At 37.4% G+C, this 17,483-nt stretch carries 15 protein-coding genes; 5 read left to right on the top strand and 10 right to left on the bottom strand.

Annotated elements, in window-relative coordinates:
* The first annotated feature begins 1 nt into the window (after position 1).
* The 3 genes from NOX80_RS03790 (at position 2) to NOX80_RS03780 (ending at position 4,520) form a co-directional block, all read left to right on the top strand.
* Positions 2 to 1,642 (top strand): S41 family peptidase, encoded by a 1,641-nt coding sequence (locus tag NOX80_RS03790; protein WP_256551995.1) that lies wholly within the window; start codon positions 2 to 4, stop codon positions 1,640 to 1,642.
* A 64-nt stretch (positions 1,643 to 1,706) separates the two neighbouring features.
* Positions 1,707 to 3,692 (top strand): KUP/HAK/KT family potassium transporter, encoded by a 1,986-nt coding sequence (locus NOX80_RS03785; protein WP_371926086.1) that lies wholly within the window; start codon positions 1,707 to 1,709, stop codon positions 3,690 to 3,692.
* A 9-nt stretch (positions 3,693 to 3,701) separates the two neighbouring features.
* The gene (locus NOX80_RS03780; RefSeq protein ID WP_256551993.1) at positions 3,702 to 4,520 is read left to right on the top strand and encodes an OmpA family protein; all 819 of its coding nucleotides are present in this window, start codon (positions 3,702 to 3,704) and stop codon (positions 4,518 to 4,520) included.
* 2 nt (positions 4,521 to 4,522) lie between these two features.
* On the opposite strand, the gene NOX80_RS03775 is transcribed toward NOX80_RS03780, so the two are convergent.
* From NOX80_RS03775 to NOX80_RS03735, 9 genes are all read right to left on the bottom strand, one after another.
* A complete protein-coding gene (locus tag NOX80_RS03775; RefSeq protein WP_256551992.1) occupies positions 4,523 to 4,972 on the bottom strand; it encodes a GNAT family N-acetyltransferase in 450 nt (149 codons plus the stop codon).
* A gap of 20 nt (positions 4,973 to 4,992) precedes the next feature.
* Positions 4,993 to 5,979, bottom strand: coding sequence for a DUF4837 family protein (locus NOX80_RS03770; RefSeq protein WP_256551991.1), 987 nt, complete (start codon positions 5,977 to 5,979; stop codon positions 4,993 to 4,995).
* Positions 5,980 to 6,001: 22 nt separating this feature from the next.
* Complete coding sequence (locus NOX80_RS03765) at positions 6,002 to 7,861, bottom strand: LysM peptidoglycan-binding domain-containing protein (RefSeq protein WP_256551990.1); 1,860 nt, start codon at positions 7,859 to 7,861, stop codon at positions 6,002 to 6,004.
* Between the two features lie 104 nt (positions 7,862 to 7,965).
* Positions 7,966 to 9,153 (bottom strand): phosphoglycerate kinase, encoded by a 1,188-nt coding sequence (locus tag NOX80_RS03760; protein ID WP_256551989.1) that lies wholly within the window; start codon positions 9,151 to 9,153, stop codon positions 7,966 to 7,968.
* A 180-nt stretch (positions 9,154 to 9,333) separates the two neighbouring features.
* Positions 9,334 to 9,846: a hypothetical protein gene (locus NOX80_RS03755; RefSeq protein ID WP_256551988.1), complete on the bottom strand. Its 513-nt coding sequence runs from the start codon at positions 9,844 to 9,846 to the stop codon at positions 9,334 to 9,336.
* Between the two features lie 65 nt (positions 9,847 to 9,911).
* Positions 9,912 to 10,955, bottom strand: coding sequence for a dioxygenase family protein (locus NOX80_RS03750; protein ID WP_256551987.1), 1,044 nt, complete (start codon positions 10,953 to 10,955; stop codon positions 9,912 to 9,914).
* Positions 10,956 to 11,031: 76 nt separating this feature from the next.
* Positions 11,032 to 11,712, bottom strand: a complete 681-nt coding sequence (locus tag NOX80_RS03745; RefSeq protein ID WP_256551986.1) for a pirin family protein — start codon at positions 11,710 to 11,712, stop codon at positions 11,032 to 11,034.
* Between the two features lie 2 nt (positions 11,713 to 11,714).
* Positions 11,715 to 12,410: a LytR/AlgR family response regulator transcription factor gene (locus NOX80_RS03740; protein WP_256551985.1), complete on the bottom strand. Its 696-nt coding sequence runs from the start codon at positions 12,408 to 12,410 to the stop codon at positions 11,715 to 11,717.
* Entirely contained in the window at positions 12,407 to 13,465 is a 1,059-nt protein-coding gene (locus NOX80_RS03735) for a sensor histidine kinase (protein WP_256551984.1), read from the bottom strand. The genes NOX80_RS03740 and NOX80_RS03735 overlap by 4 nt, the downstream gene beginning before the upstream one ends.
* 131 nt (positions 13,466 to 13,596) lie before the next feature.
* Between NOX80_RS03735 and NOX80_RS03730 the strand changes: the two genes are divergently transcribed.
* On the top strand, positions 13,597 to 14,745 hold the full coding sequence (locus tag NOX80_RS03730; RefSeq protein WP_256551983.1) for a DNA polymerase III subunit: 1,149 nt from the start codon (positions 13,597 to 13,599) through the stop codon (positions 14,743 to 14,745).
* A 6-nt stretch (positions 14,746 to 14,751) separates the two neighbouring features.
* Entirely contained in the window at positions 14,752 to 15,138 is a 387-nt protein-coding gene (locus NOX80_RS03725; protein WP_256551982.1) for a DoxX family membrane protein, read from the top strand.
* Positions 15,139 to 15,180: 42 nt separating this feature from the next.
* Here the strand turns inward: NOX80_RS03725 and NOX80_RS03720 are convergent, their stop codons facing one another.
* Positions 15,181 to 17,460, bottom strand: a complete 2,280-nt coding sequence (locus NOX80_RS03720; protein ID WP_256551981.1) for a helix-turn-helix domain-containing protein — start codon at positions 17,458 to 17,460, stop codon at positions 15,181 to 15,183.
* Positions 17,461 to 17,483 lie beyond the last annotated feature (23 nt).

Below are 17,483 nucleotides of genomic sequence, written 5' to 3'. Positions count from 1 at the left end.
AATGTTACATCACTTTAAAAAAAGATATATCATTCCTGTCGTTGCAGGAGGTTTTTTGTTTGTTGGAGCCAGTTTCCGAGATGACTTTTTTGAAATTGCCAAACAAATTGAAATTTTTACTACTCTTTTTAAAACCGTAAATCAGAATTATGTCGACGAGACCAATCCGGCAGATCTGATGGACAAAGCCATTAAAAACATGTTGATGGATCTTGATCCGTATACGGTTTATTTTAACGAACAGGATGTCGCTAAATTCAAAATCAATTCCACAGGAGAATATACCGGAATCGGAGCCTATATCAGTCGTAAAGAAGGTCGTTTGATTATCCGGGAACCGTATAAAAACTTTCCGGCCGATAAAGCCGGTTTAAAAGCCGGTGATGAAATTGTTCAGATCGGTGATGTGAATCTGGTTGATTTTAAAGACGATGCCGCCCAATTACTGAAAGGTGCAAAAAATTCCAAGATTGATGTACAATACCGTCGTCAGGGCAAAATGATGAATACCCAAATAGTATTGGATGAGGTAGAAATCAAAGCAGTTCCTTTTTATGCCTTGCTAAATGACAAAACCACCGGTTATATTGTACTGTCACAATTTAATGCCAAAGCTTCCGCTGAAACCAAAGAAGCATTGGAAAAATTAAAAAGTCAGGGAGCAACCCGAATTATTCTGGACTTACGCGGAAATCCGGGTGGTTTACTTCATGAAGCTGTGAATATCTGTAATTTATTTGTTCCGCAAAATGAGGTGATTGTAACTACAAAATCGAAAATTGAAAAACATAATAACAGTTATAAAACCCAAAAAACACCGGTTGATCTGACAATTCCGTTAGCGGTTTTAGTCGACGGAAAAAGTGCTTCTGCCTCTGAAATTGTAGCCGGAGCGCTACAGGATCTCGACAGAGCTGTGATTGTCGGCGCCAGAAGTTTCGGAAAAGGTTTGGTTCAACGTCCGTTGGATTTAACTTACGGAACTCAGGTTAAAGTGACCATATCAAGATATTATACTCCTTCCGGTCGGTGTATTCAGGCACTTGATTATTCTAAAAAAGATAAAAACGGAAAAGCAATCCGCACCGATGCCAGTCAGTATAATGCTTTTAAAACCCGTAAGGGACGTACGGTATACGATGGTGGCGGTATTCAACCGGACATTGAACTGGCTGAAACCAAAACCAGTACAATTGCTGATGCTTTATTGAAAAACGACGGTATTTTTAATTATGTAACGCAGTATTATTACAAAAATCCAAATCTGGGAACCAATATTCCGAATTTTTCCGATACCGACTTTGCTGATTTTAAAGCCTATCTGAAAAAAGAAAAATTTGAATTCGATACGGAAACGGAATTGGCCTTAAAAAACACATTGGCTACAGCCAAAAAAGAAAAAATAGAAGAAAGCATCAATACCGAATACCAGCAATTACTAGCTGCTTTACAACGAAGTGAAGAAAAAGAGCTCGACAAAAACAAAGCTGAAATCAGAAAAATTATCATCGACGAAATCATAAAACGCTATCAATATAAAGAAGGTTTGTATCAATATTATACAAAAAGTAATGTTGAGATAACAAAAGCGCAATCTTTATTGAATAATACGGTAGAATACAATAAAATCCTTAAAAATTAATTTTCGTAAGAATTGTGTATGACTTTCGTTTTTTATGATAATTTTGTGATTTAAAATATTTCACATCGTGAGTTCTACACACAGCAGTAACCACCTTAACAAAGTGACTTTAGGTGGTCTAATTGTCACATTAGGAATTATTTATGGAGATATCGGAACTTCTCCATTATACGTAATGAAAGCCATAGTCGGCAAACAGGCTATTGATCCGGATGTAGTACTTGGTGCGATTTCCTGTATTTTCTGGACACTGACCATTCAGACAACCTTTAAATACGTAATTCTTACTTTACGTGCCGACAATAAAGGCGAGGGAGGAATTTTCTCTCTTTATACACTGGTTAAAAAACTCAAAAAGCGTTGGCTAATCGTGCCGGCCATTCTCGGAGGAAGTGCCTTGCTCGCCGATGGTATTATAACTCCTCCCATTTCCGTATCATCAGCCATTGAAGGACTTCGGACCTATAATCCGGAACTGAACACCATACCGATCGTAATCGGAATTCTGTTTGTATTGTTCTTTATTCAGCGTTTCGGAACCAAACTGGTCGGAAAATTCTTCGGCCCTTTAATGCTGCTTTGGTTCGGAATGTTAGGAACATTGGGCGTTATTCACTTATTAGGAAATGTTTCCGTTTTAAAAGCGATTAATCCCTATTATGCGTTTCATTTATTAAAAATACACCACGAGGGATTTTATGTTTTAGGTTATGTATTCCTTTGTACCACAGGAGCTGAAGCGCTATATAGTGACTTGGGACATTGTGGAATTAAAAATATCCGTATCAGCTGGATTTTTGTAAAAAGTATGCTGGTACTGAACTATTTCGGACAAGGTGCTTACCTGATTTCAAATACCGGAAGCACATTGGTTGAATTAAGCGGAAACGCCAGTAATCCCGGAAACCCGTTTTATCTGGTTATGCCGGATTGGTTTTTACCTTTCGGAATCGCTATCGCTACTATGGCTGCGGTTATTGCATCTCAAGCATTAATCAGCGGATCTTTTACATTGATCAGTGAGGCTATGCGTCTGAACTTATGGCCGAAAGTACGTATCAAATATCCAACGGAATTAAAAGGACAATTATATATCCCTTCGATTAACTGGTTGTTATTTATCGGGTGTGTATTTATCGTTGTTCATTTTGAAGAATCCGGAAACATGGAAGCGGCATACGGACTTGCCATTGTGATGTGTATGATCATGACCACTATTTTATTAGGCTTCTATATGGTCCTAAAACGTTATAATCCGATTTTTATCGTTCTGGTTATCGCGCTATATCTTACAATTGAGATTTCGTTCTTCCTGGCAAACATTGAAAAATTCCCGCACGGTGGTTATGTATCCGTATTTATCGCCGGATTGCTTGCTATTATAATGATTGCATGGTTTACCGCTAAAAAGATCCGAAAAGATTATACCGAATTCGTTAAAATCGACAAATTCAAGAATGTCATTTCCGAATTGAGTAATGATCTTTCGATTCCAAAATATGCCACGCATTTGGTTTATATGACCAATGCCAGCCACGGTGATGAGGTAGAATCTAAAATTATTTATTCTATCTTGCAGAAACGCCCTAAGCGAGCGGATATTTACTGGATGATTCACGTAAATGTAGTCGATGAACCCTATGAAATGGAATACCGCGTTCGCGAAATAGTGAAAGATGATATTATCCGTGTTGATTTTTATCTTGGATTCCGGGTAGCACCGCGTATTAACCTGCTGTTTAAAAAAGTAGTTCAGGATATGGTTAAAAACGGAGAAGTAGATATTACCAGTCGTTATGAATCGTTAAACCGAAACAATGTATTGGGTGATTTTAAATTTGTACTGATCGAAAAATTCATGTCTTATGACAATGATTTCCCTTGGTACCAACGTATTATCCTGGATATTTATTTCTTCCTGAAAAAGATCAGTCTTTCAGAAGAACAAGCTTTCGGATTGGATAGTAGTTCTGTAAAAATCGAACAATACCCGATTGTAATTCATCCGCCGGAAGATATAAGCCTTACCCGAATTAAAGACCGAAAATAACATTTGAATATGAAACGTATTGCGCTTGTTTTTCTTTTATTGCTGACCACACAATTCCTGAAAGCTCAGGAAGAAGTCGTTCACTCCGTGTATTTTGTATTTGACAAGTACAATCTGGAAGAAAAACAGGCCAATGATGTTGTTGCGTTCGTAAAAGCGATTGATACTTCCCGTGTCGAAAGCATTCAGATTTACGGATATTGCGATGATCGCGGTAAAGATGCCTATAATTATAAGCTGTCGAATAACCGTGCTAATACGATCAAAAGCAAGTTGATTGAAAAGGGAATTAAAAACAAGATTATCGTAACAATTGAAGGCAAAGGCCGCGTTTTAATTGATGATGATATTGTAGACAATCTTCCAGAAGTACGTCAGAAAAACAGACGTGTTGACGTTGTAATGAACTTTAAACCCGTACCGCCGAAACCGATACCGGGCATTCATTCAACCATTAAAGCAGACATGATTGTCGGTGACCGGATTTACCTTGAGAAAATTCTTTTTGACAAAGGCAGTAGCCGTTTAACGTTGAAATCCAAAAACGAATTGGAGCGGGTTGCTAAACTACTTCACAAATATAAAAATCTGGAATTCGAAATTCAGGGGCATATTTGTTGTACGCCAACATTCCAGAAAGAAGCTATCGACAAAGACACCAAAAAAAGAATGTTATCCCATAACCGGGCTCAGGCAGTGTATAAATTTCTGATTCAGAAAAAAATAGACAAAAAACGAATGACGTTTAAAGGTTACGGGAATACACAACCACTAGGAAACGGCCCGGATCAGGACCGTCGTGTAGAATTAGTGATTACAAAAATTTAAGTTTATTCGATCCGCATTTCAATATGCGGAATATTATCTTCCAGGTATTCCTCCGAAGCCTTAACAAATCCGTGTGATTCGTAAAATCGTTTCAGGTACAATTGTGCTGAGATCGTTATTTTATCTGTTCCGTAATACGTTTCAATTCCTTTTTTAGCTTCACTGATAAGGTCATGTCCCCATTTACGGTCACGATACGTTTGTTTCACCACTACTCTACCGATCGATGCTGCATTTTGAAAATAATCGCCGGATTGAAATAAACGGCAATAAGCCACTACTTCACCGTTAAAAGTTCCGATTACGTGCAATGCTTTCTCGTCTTTACCGTCAATATCCTGATAAACGCAATCCTGCTCCACTACAAAGATTTCTGAACGCAGTTGTAATATCGAATACAGTTCGCCCAGCGAAAGTTCGTTAAATCGCTTTATTTCGAATTTTAAATTCATTTCTGTATGGTTTAAAAAAATTAGTGTAGAATATGTACCGATTTCATGATTGCTTCCAGTTCAAAAACCAGATCCCTTTTTGCATTAGACGGATCATAAACAAATCCTTCGAGGATAAGGTAACGATGGTTTTTTTCATCGCGAATCGCATAATTCAGAAAAGGACCACTCATAAAGTTGTTTTGAAGTTCCCATGTTCCTTTGGTTTCATAGGCCGGTTTCCCATCGATACGCGTACTCATAAAATAGGGCGAATAACCTTCTTCTGTAATCATGGATGAATGTTCCATCGTACCGCGAATATATAAAGCGCCGACAGAATCGCGAACTTTTACGATATTCCCCACAATATCATTGTTCTTTTCAATCTGTGAAATCGGAACCTGATAGACCAGGAGACTGGAACTACCGGAAGGGATGTCTTTTTTTATCCAGTAAAAATATTCTTTTTCATCGGCATAGCGGTACGTATCCGGAATCTCAATATTAATCATAAAAACACCGCGAAGCTTATCATCCTTAAGTCGGGCTTTCTCAATTTTTCCCTGGACATAATGGATTTCCGAAAACTTAATGATCGAAGTCAGTGTTTCGGTATGAGTTTCGATCAGATCCAGAATTTCGTGAACGGAATAACCGGTGAGATAGAAAACATTTTGCGGTTTAGCATATTTGTTTTCAACGTGTTTGAACTCCTTATTGAGTCCTTTGGATACCACAATGATATTTCGGCTTTGAGTTACGGCACCTTCAAAAATTCGGGGCGAATACTGGTTAATCGTGAAAATCGGTTCTTCCTGCGGCAATCCGTCAATAGGATAGGCTAGTTTTTTACGTAGACTGTCACCTACTTCTCCACTCCATAACACATCATCAATTACAATTGCTATTTCATTGCTATTTCCTTTTGATTCAGGCAAAAATGCTTCCCCTTGTTTCGATCTGTCTTTACAGGAAACAAGAGAAAGCATTGGTAAGAGTATTGCAAAAAAGATTGCTTTTTTCACAGATTTTTTTGAGGACGAATAACTATCCGTTTATTTTAAGTTTCATTCCCGGTTTGATATTTTCGTTATCGATATTATTCCATTTTTTTATTTCGGCAACGGTTATCCCCGGATGTTTTTTAGCGATACTAAACAGTGAATCCCCTTTTTGAACAACATACATTCTTTCTTTGTTGTAATTGCGTTCTTTACTGGAATCTCTATTTATAATTTCTTTTTTTACTTCTTTTTCCACAACCGCTACGGTTTCCTTAGCCGGTTCCTGAATCGTTAGCTTTTGGCCGGCCTGGATTTCATTGCTCTCCATATTGTTCCAGTCTTTCAACTGATCAATACTTACTTTGTGTTTTTCAGCGATAGCCGTTAGGTTATCTCCTTTTTGAACAACATATAAATCATTTTCACCGGCTTTTGGCTCAACAATTTTCGGTTCTGCAATTTTCGGTTCAGGAGCTTTCTTTTTAGCTGCCGATCGATCAGCTACCATAACATTGGTATCGTATTCGATCTTTAATTTTTGTCCGGCATTAACTGTATTCTTTTTCAGTTTATTCCATTTCTTCAACTCAGCAATAGTCACATTGTTTTTTGAAGAAATTTCCGAAAGGTTATCCCCGCGTTTTACAGTATAATATTTGATTTTCGTTTTCTTAACCGACTTCATCGGATAATCTTCTACAATCGCTACAGCCGAATCTTTTCGGGTTCCGTTTGCTGTTCGCTGCGCAATCATATCTTTACGAATCGATGTAAACGGTTTTTCGCGTTTGTCTTCTTCGTATTTCAAATAAGCATAAATCTTATCCTCATTCGAAACAAACATTCCTGCTTTTTGTTTTGGTAAACGGATAAAATGCGCTTTATCCGTTACATAAGGAACAACATCCAGTTTATAAATCGGGTTTAATAATCGCAATTGTTCTACCGGTACGTCTAATAAATCTGAAAGTTGTTTAAACGACATTTGTTGTTTTACCATCAACGTATCGGTTTCAAAATACGTCATCGGTGCTTTTTTCGGAACGATACCGTGTTCTTTTCTGTATTCGTAGATATACATCGTAGCCAGGAAAGCCGGTAAATAACCTTGTGTTTCCTTGTGCATGTATTTACGGATATTCCAGTAGTTTGTCATTCCTCCCGATCGGCGGATTGCTTTTGCAACGTTACCCGGTCCGGTATTATAGGATGCCAAAACCAGATCCCAATCGCCGAAAATACCATACATCGTTGATAAATACTGACATGCTGCTTCCGTTGCTTTCAAAGGATCGCTACGCTCATCAACATATGAATTTACTTCCAGGTTATATTGTTTTCCGGTAGCATACATAAACTGCCATAATCCGGTAGCACCCACTCTTGATTTTGCTTTCGGGTTTAAAGCCGATTCCACTATGGCTAAATATTTCACTTCCAGCGGGATATTGTATTTTGCAAGACGCTCTTCAAACATCGGGAAATAATACTCCGATATCGCCATCATTCTTTCAAAAGCCTTTGGTCGGTTTTTCAGGAATGCTTTTATCACATTTTCAAGAGCCTGATTGTATTCGATGTTGAAAGGTGATTTCTCATCCAATCGTCTTAAACGTTCTTTAAGCACATCTGTCGGTAAATCGTAAGATACTTCCTGGTCAATGTTTACTTTGGAAATATCCGACTCCATATCTGTAAACAAGTCCTGATTGCTTAGTTCTTTCAACCACATTTCATCAATGCAGGCACTGGTTTCATATTTTACGAAGGTCGATTTGAGGGAGTCCAGATAGGACATTTTAATTTCCGGTTTAGCCGGGACTTCATTTTGGGCTGTCTCCTGAGCCATCGCGCCCAGGCTGATTAAGCCTAAAAATAAAGACAATATTTTTTTATTATCCATACATTCTATCTTATAACATATTACAATTCAATTTCTTATGCAAGCCATGCAAACATAATAGCTTATAACTTATATTTTGTTTAAATATTGTTAAAAATGGAAATTTATTCCAAAATAGCGGCAATTCCGGGAAGTGTTTTTCCTTCCAGCATTTCCAGCATTGCCCCGCCACCAGTAGAAACATAACTCATTTTCGGTTCTAATCCGAACTGTTTTACAGCGGCAACCGAATCGCCTCCTCCAACAAGTGAAAACGCTCCGTTTTTAGTTGCTTCAGCAATAAAGTTTCCTAATGTGATGGTTCCTTCTGCAAATTTTTCCAATTCAAAAACGCCCAACGGACCATTCCATAAGATTGTTTTTGAATTTTTAATTACGTCTTTTAACGCTTCTAATGATTTCGGACCAACGTCAAGTCCTTGCCATCCGTCCGGAATATTATTAACATCAACGATTTGTGTATTCGCTTCATTCGAAAATGCATCGGCAGCCACTACATCAACCGGAAGGTGGATTTGTACATTTTTAGCTTTTGCTTTTTCCATAATTTCCAATGCCAACTCCAGTTTATCATCTTCACAGATTGAATTTCCGATATGACCGCCAAGTGCTTTGATAAAGGTAAAGGTCATTCCTCCGCCGATAATCATATGGTCGATTTTATCCAGGATATTTTCAATTACGGTAATTTTAGAAGAAACTTTAGAACCACCCAAAACCGCAGTTACAGGTCTTTCAGCATGGTTTAATACTTTATTCAGACTTTCGATTTCCTTAGCCAATAAATAACCGAAGCATTTGTTTTCCGGGAAAAACTGAGCGATAATCGTTGTAGAAGCATGTGCTCTGTGAGCTGTTCCGAAAGCATCATTTACGTAAATATCACCTAAAGCCGCCAGTTTTTTAGCAAACTCCACATCTCCTTTTTCTTCTTCGGCATAAAAACGCAGGTTTTCCAGTAATAACACTTCACCCGGTTTTAAATTAGCGGCAGCATTTTCGGCAATCGTTCCGATACAATCCGATGCAAACGTTACCGGAACTCCGAGAACTTCTGCTGTTTTTGCTACAATGTGTTTTAAGGAATATTTTTCTTCCACGCCTTTCGGACGTCCTAAGTGTGACATCAGAATAACACTTCCACCCTCTTTTAAAATTTTATCGATAGTTGGTTTTGCAGCTTCAATTCGCGTAGCGTCAGTTACTTCAAAATTTTCATTAAGCGGTACATTAAAATCGACACGGATAATGGCTTTCTTATCTTTAAAATTAAAATCGTTCAGGGTTTTCATTTCGTATATTTTTGTTGATTGTTTATTTAATAATCCACAAATATAATATTTTTATTTTTTATGCTGTTTTTTGTGTTTTACTTAAAAAATTAGGGCTGCTGACTGCGTAATATTTATTTATCGAGCCCTAAATTTCATTTTAAATACAGAAATGATTTTTGAAAGAACGGAAAATACAGGTTAATGATCTGTTTTTTCAAGATAACAGATTGCAAGATTAGGATGCACGGGAAACGACAGGATTTCCCATTGTGACGTTGAATCGGTGTTTTTTGACAAAAGATAATGGTCGTCAATACGGTCAATCAATACCAACAACGGTGTATAAAATGTGATTCCGATTTTATGTCGGGAACTGTCATTGATGTCTGTATTGACAATATCCAGTTTATAATTTACAAACGGCAGATAGGAATTTCCGAGAGCATCCGGAAGCTGGTAAATATTTCCTTTTAGCTGATTGATATAGGGTTCGGCAGCAATTCCGGTCAGAAAATGTAATTTTTCCGCTTTTTCGTTTTCATGTAGTAATTCCCGGAAAGTCGGTTTCGGATTTTCAGCCGAATTGTATAATTGGTGTTGCATCAGGTATTCCCGATAGGTATCTTCAAAAACATATTTTTGCCAGGTAATCGTAGTACTACTGTCAATTACCAATCGGAAAGCGAGTCTGATTTTAGAAAATGGCATCATTTGGCATCGTTTTAAAACAAAAAGAAGATACGAAAAATGTATCTTCTTTTATCAACCTGAAACATTTATTGGATTATCATTTTTTTACTTTCTGTGAAAACACCGTTTTCATTTTCTATTATAACTCTGTAAATATAATAACCGCTACTCAGGTTGTTTCTACTAAATAACAGGTAATTGGTTCCGGCCGGGAATTCGTCATTAATCGGCGTATCGATATGCCTGCCGGTAAGATCATATAATTCCATTTTTACTTTCGAATAGGAATTCAGAACCAATGGAATTTTGGTACTGTCTGTAAATGGATTCGGAAAATTCTGACTTAATTGAAATTCTGCTGTCGCAACATCATTGATACCGAGCGTCGGACCGTTCACAAAAATGGTATGCGAAAGTGTAAATCCTTCGGCAATACTACCGGTAACAGCGCCAAGCTCATTACTCACACCATCTGAAAAAACATTATCCGTTGCATTGTATGTATAACCCGACATTCCTTTGGTATAGCCATAGCTTGTTGCCGAATTAACCTGAACGACAGCACTATTCGATCCTTCCGGGAAAGCGATTTGAGTAATCAGTAAAGAAGTGCCGGACGCATTATAGATATGAACATGTATATGCGTGGCTCTTCCGGTATACCATCCCGGAAAGATTGAAGTATAACTAACCAGTCCGTTAGCATCAGTAGTTTGTCTTCCTCTTAAAAAGTGGTTGGTTGTATAATTGGTCGGTTGCATACCGGTTCCGCCATATTCCGAATAGTTTCCATCTTTATCACAATGCCAGATATCAACTATGGCACCGGAAAAAGCATTACAGTTTCCGTTCACATTTTTTATTGCAATATTGATGGTAAACGGAACACCGGTTCTGTCGCCCACAATGTTGGTACGTACCCATGAAGCCGGTGAAATTGTAGGAAAAGGACCAGCCGTTTCACTATTGGTCACACTACAAGCCAATGCTTCGGTTGCTTCGGGCATACTATTTTCGGAACCCATAGCACGCAAAAGCGATGGTGCTGTGGCTACCATTCCCAGGAAACCCAAACTGTTTTTTAAAAATACTTTTCTTTCCATTACGTTTTTAGCTTTTTCTTTAATCAAAATTAAATTTGTTAACAGGGAAAGCCAAAAAAATGAGGTAAACTGTTTTTATTTTGCGGTAAAAGCTATTTTAAGGCTACATTTCTAAAAGCAACAGGATGCTATTTTCAGTAAGAGATTCGAATTCAATTGTTTCTGTAGCATCAATCGCGAGTCCGTCACGGTCTTCAATTAGACGATTTTGAAATTCAAAAGCACCGTTTAGTACCAAGGCAAAAATACCGTTGCTTTTATTTTCAGGTTGATACGAATCTTCCGCCCGCGCTGTATACATTCCGATACGGAACGAAAATTCCGGATTCTGAATTGTTGGAATCATTTCATTTTTATGACTCAAATCAAAAGAATATACTTTTTTATCCGGTATCACATCTGTCAGCTTTATCCGGATTTGAAGATAATTTACCTGCTCCTTTTCATAAGGATTCTGTATGGCAAATGATCCACCGGCTTGTGCTGTAAAAAAGAAACATTGTCCGACAGTGATAAAATAAGACTCAGTTCCCGTTATACAATCAATTGCTCCGATTAACGGAATAAGAAGAATTCCTGTTACTTGATCGACAGTTTCCTGAATTGTTATTTTCGCCGCCAGTACTTCTTCGTTTAGAAGCTGAAGTTTTTTATACGGTTTCCGGCTTTCCTCCTGATATGTTTCAAAATTAAAAGTGGCCAGACAACGATGGCTATCGGTTTCAAAATGACCTCGGAGATGCGCTTTATAGATTTGCGCCTGTTGTTGTGTAAAATTTGCCATTATTATCTGTTTTCCAACATTTTAAAAAATTCCGATTCGTAAGTCGCGCTAACCGGTATTTCTTCATTTTCGATATAAATGATTTTACTTTTAACCCGGTCAATTTTGGATAACGGTACAATAAACGAACGATGGACTCTGAAAAATTCCTGTTGCGGTAATTTTTCCAATATCGCTTTCATGGTCATTCGGGCGACAACGGTTTTTTGATTGTGAATGTGAATCTTCAAATAATCATCGAGCCCTTCAATAAATACAATATCGGCTACTGGTATTTTGATCAAACTGTAATCTGCCCGGATAAAAAGGAATTGCTGATCGGTATTTCCGTTTTTATTATCCTGAGCCAGTTGGTTTTTTGCCTTTTCAACTGCTTGTTCGAATCGTGAAAACGAGAATGGTTTCAGCAGATAATCCGTAGCATTAAGATTAAAACCTTCGACTGCAAATTCGGAATAGGCCGTTGTAAAAATGACACAGATTTTATGCGGTACTTTTTTAAAAAAATCAATTCCGGAAATTGACGGCATATTGATATCCAGAAACAGTAAATCAGTCGGATATTTTTTCAGGTATTTTAATGCTTCCTCCGATCGGGTAAATGTTTTTTTTAAGTCGATGCCATCTGTCTGATCACAAAAACTTTGCAATACATCTAAAGCAGGCGGTTCATCATCAAGTGCTATAGCATTTATCATAATTCGATTGTTAGGAGCGTTGTATAATTTTCATTTGTTTCGTCAATTTTCAATTGGTACCGGTTCGGATAAAGCCGTTCCAATCGTTCCATCGTATTTTGCAGTCCCATTCCTTTTTCCGTTTGAACGGATGTTACTTTTTTATTATAAACCAACAATTGTAACTGTTGTGTTTCAATTTCTATTTTAATCCGGATTTCAGAATTTTCATCCGGATTTACACCGTGCTTAAAGGCATTTTCAATAAACGATATCAAAATTAACGGTGCTATTTTTTGATCATAGTTATTGCCAATCGTTTCATAATCGATCTTCACCGTATTTCCTAAACGAGAGCGTTGCAATTCGATATAGTTGTTGATGTAATTTAATTCTTTTTCCAATACAATCGTATCATCATGGGCATCCCGGATAATATAGCGCATCAGCTCCGAAAGTTGAACAATGGCATCTGCCGTTCGATTATCTTTCCGAATAGCCAATGCATAAATACTGTTAAGCGTGTTGAATAAAAAATGGGGATTAATCTGTGCTTTTAACAATGAGATTTCCGCTTGCATTTTATCCCGTTCCACATGTTGTAATCTTCTATTAATTGCTAGGAAAAGACTTGTTAAAGTTCCTGTCAAATATACCAGAATCGTATTAAAATGCTGATTTGGTTTATCCATCATGGGTCCACGTGAAAAATCCGGTTTTGGACCATGTGGCGGCATCGGTTTCGGATACGCCATTTTTTCCATGTTAAAAAGATCAATATCCGGTTTATCAAAAAAATGAGAGGTAAAAAGAAGGGCGATTAAAAAGACAAAAAGCAAGCTAAAATAGATTGTCTTTTTATTGGAAAAATAGAGTTTCGGAATGAAATAGTAATAGTTAACATAGAAAAAAATAAGCAAACCGACATACACCGAAAAGTACGTCCGGTCATGACCATTGTGAATAATATCCGGGATACGGATAATACTGGTTTGCGAGGACAACAGATACGGCAGTATCAAAAATGACAGGCAAAGGCAAAAATGGTACGCGTAAAAAGAAATCTTCTTTTTCATTTTTTAACGTTTATCCAATCAAAAATAAGCTTATTTGATTTATGCGATAAATAATTGCGGTAAATAATACATTTTTTGAGGTGATCGTGAAAGCAGTTTTAACTGTTCTCGTTTTATTCTATATTTGCTCTATGCTATTTTCAGAAATATTAGGTCAATCCCACATTAAAAGTCATCTTACAAAAAGTGCCGATTCCGGACGTATTCCTCATGCCCAGCTTTTTGTCGGACCAGAAGGATCGGGTACACTTCCGATGGCGATTGCCTATGCCCAATATATTTTATGTTCGAATGCAAACGGAGAAAATACTTCCGGAAATGAAGCTTGTAATCTGAAATTTGAACATTTTTCCCATCCGGATTTGCACTTTGTTTTTCCGGTTTCAACGAACGATGAGGTAAAGAGCCATCCGGTTAGTGCGAACTTTATGAAATACTGGCGGGAGTTTGTAACCACTACTCCTTATGGCGGTCTTTTTGATTGGTATAAAACTATTGGCATCCAAAACAAACAAGGTCAGATCGGAGTTGACGAAGCACAGGAAATTGTTAAATCACTTTCGCTAAAAGCGTATGAAGGTGGTTATAAAGTAATGATTATCTGGATGGCCGATAAGATGAATATCGCCACTTCGAACAAACTTTTAAAATTATTGGAAGAGCCGCCTCAGAAAACCGTTTTCCTGTTGATCACCGAAAATGAAAACGATATCCTTCAAACGATTTTATCGCGTTGTCAGGTATTGCATTTCGGAGGACTTCCGGAAAGTGTTATCGCTGAAGCTTTGGTTTCACGTGAAAAAACGGAAGAAAAGGCTTCTTATAAAATCGCACATCAGGCACAGGGAAATTATAATAAAGCGTTGCAATTATTGCACAAAAAAGAAGACGATTATCCTTTTGAAGCCTGGTTTGTACAATGGGTACGCGCTGCTTTTCGCGCTAAAGGAAATGCTGCTGCTATTCAGGATCTTATTGCCTGGAGTGAATCGATTGCCGGAATTGGTCGTGAAGCTCAAAAACAGTTTTTACATTTCTGTATTGAAATGTTCCGACAAGCTTTGCTTATAAATTATCAGTCGCCCAGTCTTGTTTACATTGAACCAACTGTAGATAAATTTAAACTGGAAAATTTTGCGCCTTTTGTTAACGGCAACAATATTAACGAAATTTTCAAGGAATTATCGGATGCCATTTATCATATCGAACGCAATGGAAATGCGAAGATTATCCTGACTGACTTATCAATAAAACTAACTCGTTTAATTCATAAAAAATAAACAACCATGACGAATACGGAAATTTTCGGAATTTTAATTTTGGCTTTTCTGGCCATCACTTTTTTACAATCCGGCTATGATAAAATCATGGACTGGAAAGGAAATGTAGAATGGCTAAAAGGTCATTTTTCGCAGACATTTATCAAAAACCAGGTTCCACAATCCTTGTTTTTAATTTTAGTACTGGAAGTTATTGCCGGTGCATTATGTGTAATCGGAATTGCGCAGCTGTTAATGAACGGTGTAACTACTTTCGGTCATTATGGCGCTACTTTTTCGTGTGTTACTTTACTTTTCCTGCTTTTCGGTCAGCGAATTGCTAAAGATTACGACGGTGCCCGAACAATTGTAATTTATTTTATTCCGGCTATTTTAGCGGTTTACTGGTTGTAAATATTATACCAGACAGGTTTTAGAAACCTGTCTGGTATGTCATCAGGTATTTTTTTGTAAGACGGCTTTATACAAACGAAGTTCATCCCAGGAAAACTCGTCATCGTATTTTTCTTTAATTTCACCTAATCCACTGCCGTCATATTCTTTGAAAGCCGCTTTCAGGCGGTTTATTTTTTCCGGCGGTAAAATATCCGAAATCTCGATTGCTTCCATTTGAATCAGTTTTGAAAAATGTGTATAAACTGTTCCGACGGTAAGTTTCCGGATACGGGCAATTTCCGGGATTGATAGGTTTTGCATCCAAAGTTCCAATGTCTCTTCGATCGTAGATTTCTTAGGTTCTTTTGTCTTTTTCTTTTTCGATGTATAGCGTTCAATATCATCGTCATCTTCAATAAGCGTAACGCCATTTTTACGTAAAGCTTCTTTGATGATTTCAATTTTATCCTGTTTGTATTTTTGCAATAGCGGCGATACTAATACTTCTTTCGAAATCTCTTTATTTTCCAGTACGGCACGAATCAATAGTTTTACTTTTAGTAATCGTAAAATCACATTTGTCTGAATTTCTTCCAGTTCGGATAATTCTTCAAAAAACGATTTTACTTTTTTCAGGCGTTTTATTTCTTCTATTTTCCAATATAATTCAAAAACCAATTCATCCATTTTCGGGAAAAAATAGTCAAAAGCCTTATTAATTCGCTCTTCGATAAAAACCAGATCGACCTCTTCCTGTTGGAACAGTTTTGCTAATTGCCCTATAAATTTTCGGGACGGATCTAACAATTCATGTATCGCTAATGACTGTTGTTGCGCCCAAACTCTGGACTGTGATTTAACTGATTTTCCTGTTTCCGACAAATAGGTCTGTTGGTGTTTGCTCCATTCTCTCGCCAGCTCGTCCCAATTAAAACTGTCTTTCAAATAGTTATATAAAAATATTCGGGTTTCATTGGCTAAAGTCCCTTCCAATTTGTCCATAGAAACCTTACTTTGCGCATAGTCCATTACATCAGCATCATTGGAAATACCATTCATATGTATCGGAGAAAGCAAAATAAGCCCTTTTAACGAACGTAAACGCGAAAGAGCAACATAGGCTTGTCCGGGAAGAAAAACCTGCGATACATCAAGCGCAGCGTTGTCGAAGGTCAATCCTTGACTTTTATGGATCGTTATAGCCCAAGCCAGCTTGATCGGATAGTGCGTAAATGTCCCTAAAATTTCTTCTTCTATCTCTTTTGTCATCTCATCGACATAGTAACGGATGTTTTTCCATTCGTACCGCTCAACTTCGATGGTTTTGTTTTCTTCCGGAAAATGAACGAAAATTTCTTTTGCTGAAATGTTTTTAATAACCCCCATTTTACCGTTAAAGTACTGTTTTTCAAAAGAAAGATCGTTTTTTACAAACATGACCTGAGCACCTACTTTTAATTTTAGTTGCTCATCGACCGGGAAAATTTTATCGGGAAAATCGCCAACTATTTCCGGCATAAAAACAAATTCCTTCCCTTCCAGTTCTTCCAGAGCTTCAGTATTTATTGTATCTGCTTTGGCATTATGTGTTGTAAGCGTAATAAAACCGGGGTTCTTTTTAAAATCAAAATCCGGCTGGACATATTGATTTAAAACTGCAAGGTCATTGTTTGTAACCGTATTATTTCGCAGGTTATTTAATACCGAAATAAAATCGGAATCGGTTTGTCTGAAAATTTTATCCAGTTCAATGTACAACGGCGGATTTTGCTGGATAACATGGGAATGAAAAAAGAATTTACCGCGATAGTAACGTTGTAAAACAGCCCATTCTTCATTCTTGATAATCGGTGGTAATTGTAGTAAATCTCCTATAAATAAAACTTGTACTCCTCCGAACGGTGTTTCATTTCTACGGACTTTACGCAACATAAAATCCATTGCATCCATAATATCAGCCCGTAACATACTGACTTCATCAATAACAAGCAATTCCATATTCTGAATAACCGCTCGTTTGGTTCCGTTCATTTTAAAATGCCGGCTTAATGTATTTCTATTTTCAAATCGAGAATTTTCTGATATATACGGATCCGCTTTTTCATCGGGCAGAAAAGCGGCAAACGGTAATTGAAACATCGAATGTATCGTTACACCACCCGCATTTAAAGCAGCGATTCCGGTTGGTGCCACTACTACTGTATTTTTATGTGTGGTTGAAATGATTTCTCGTAGTAAAGTAGTTTTACCCGTTCCGGCTTTTCCGGTGAGAAAAATAGATTTCTGCGTCTGATTAATAAAGCGCAGCACATAAGCAGCTGCATTTGAAACCGTTTCCATATGGCGTAGAGTTTAAAAACTAA

Origin of the sequence: Flavobacterium cerinum, assembly GCF_024496085.1 — a bacterium.
Taxonomy (GTDB): domain Bacteria; phylum Bacteroidota; class Bacteroidia; order Flavobacteriales; family Flavobacteriaceae; genus Flavobacterium; species Flavobacterium cerinum_A.
This window is presented reverse-complemented; position numbering and strand designations above follow the sequence as displayed.

Excerpts from the sequence above, each read along its gene's own strand:
- NOX80_RS03775 (WP_256551992.1), bottom strand. The coding sequence starts at position 4,972 with ATGAATTTAAAATTCGAAATAAAGCGATTTAACGAACTTTCGCTGGGC.
- NOX80_RS03730 (WP_256551983.1), top strand. The coding sequence starts at position 13,597 with ATGCTATTTTCAGAAATATTAGGTCAATCCCACATTAAAAGTCATCTT.
- NOX80_RS03790 (WP_256551995.1), top strand. The coding sequence starts at position 2 with ATGTTACATCACTTTAAAAAAAGATATATCATTCCTGTCGTTGCAGGA.
- NOX80_RS03735 (WP_256551984.1), bottom strand. The coding sequence starts at position 13,465 with ATGAAAAAGAAGATTTCTTTTTACGCGTACCATTTTTGCCTTTGCCTG.
- NOX80_RS03780 (WP_256551993.1), top strand. The coding sequence starts at position 3,702 with ATGAAACGTATTGCGCTTGTTTTTCTTTTATTGCTGACCACACAATTC.
- NOX80_RS03765 (WP_256551990.1), bottom strand. The coding sequence starts at position 7,861 with ATGGATAATAAAAAAATATTGTCTTTATTTTTAGGCTTAATCAGCCTG.
- NOX80_RS03745 (WP_256551986.1), bottom strand. The coding sequence starts at position 11,712 with ATGGCAAATTTTACACAACAACAGGCGCAAATCTATAAAGCGCATCTC.
- NOX80_RS03740 (WP_256551985.1), bottom strand. The coding sequence starts at position 12,410 with ATGATAAATGCTATAGCACTTGATGATGAACCGCCTGCTTTAGATGTA.
- NOX80_RS03720 (WP_256551981.1), bottom strand. The coding sequence starts at position 17,460 with ATGGAAACGGTTTCAAATGCAGCTGCTTATGTGCTGCGCTTTATTAAT.
- NOX80_RS03760 (WP_256551989.1), bottom strand. The coding sequence starts at position 9,153 with ATGAAAACCCTGAACGATTTTAATTTTAAAGATAAGAAAGCCATTATC.
- NOX80_RS03725 (WP_256551982.1), top strand. The coding sequence starts at position 14,752 with ATGACGAATACGGAAATTTTCGGAATTTTAATTTTGGCTTTTCTGGCC.
- NOX80_RS03755 (WP_256551988.1), bottom strand. The coding sequence starts at position 9,846 with ATGATGCCATTTTCTAAAATCAGACTCGCTTTCCGATTGGTAATTGAC.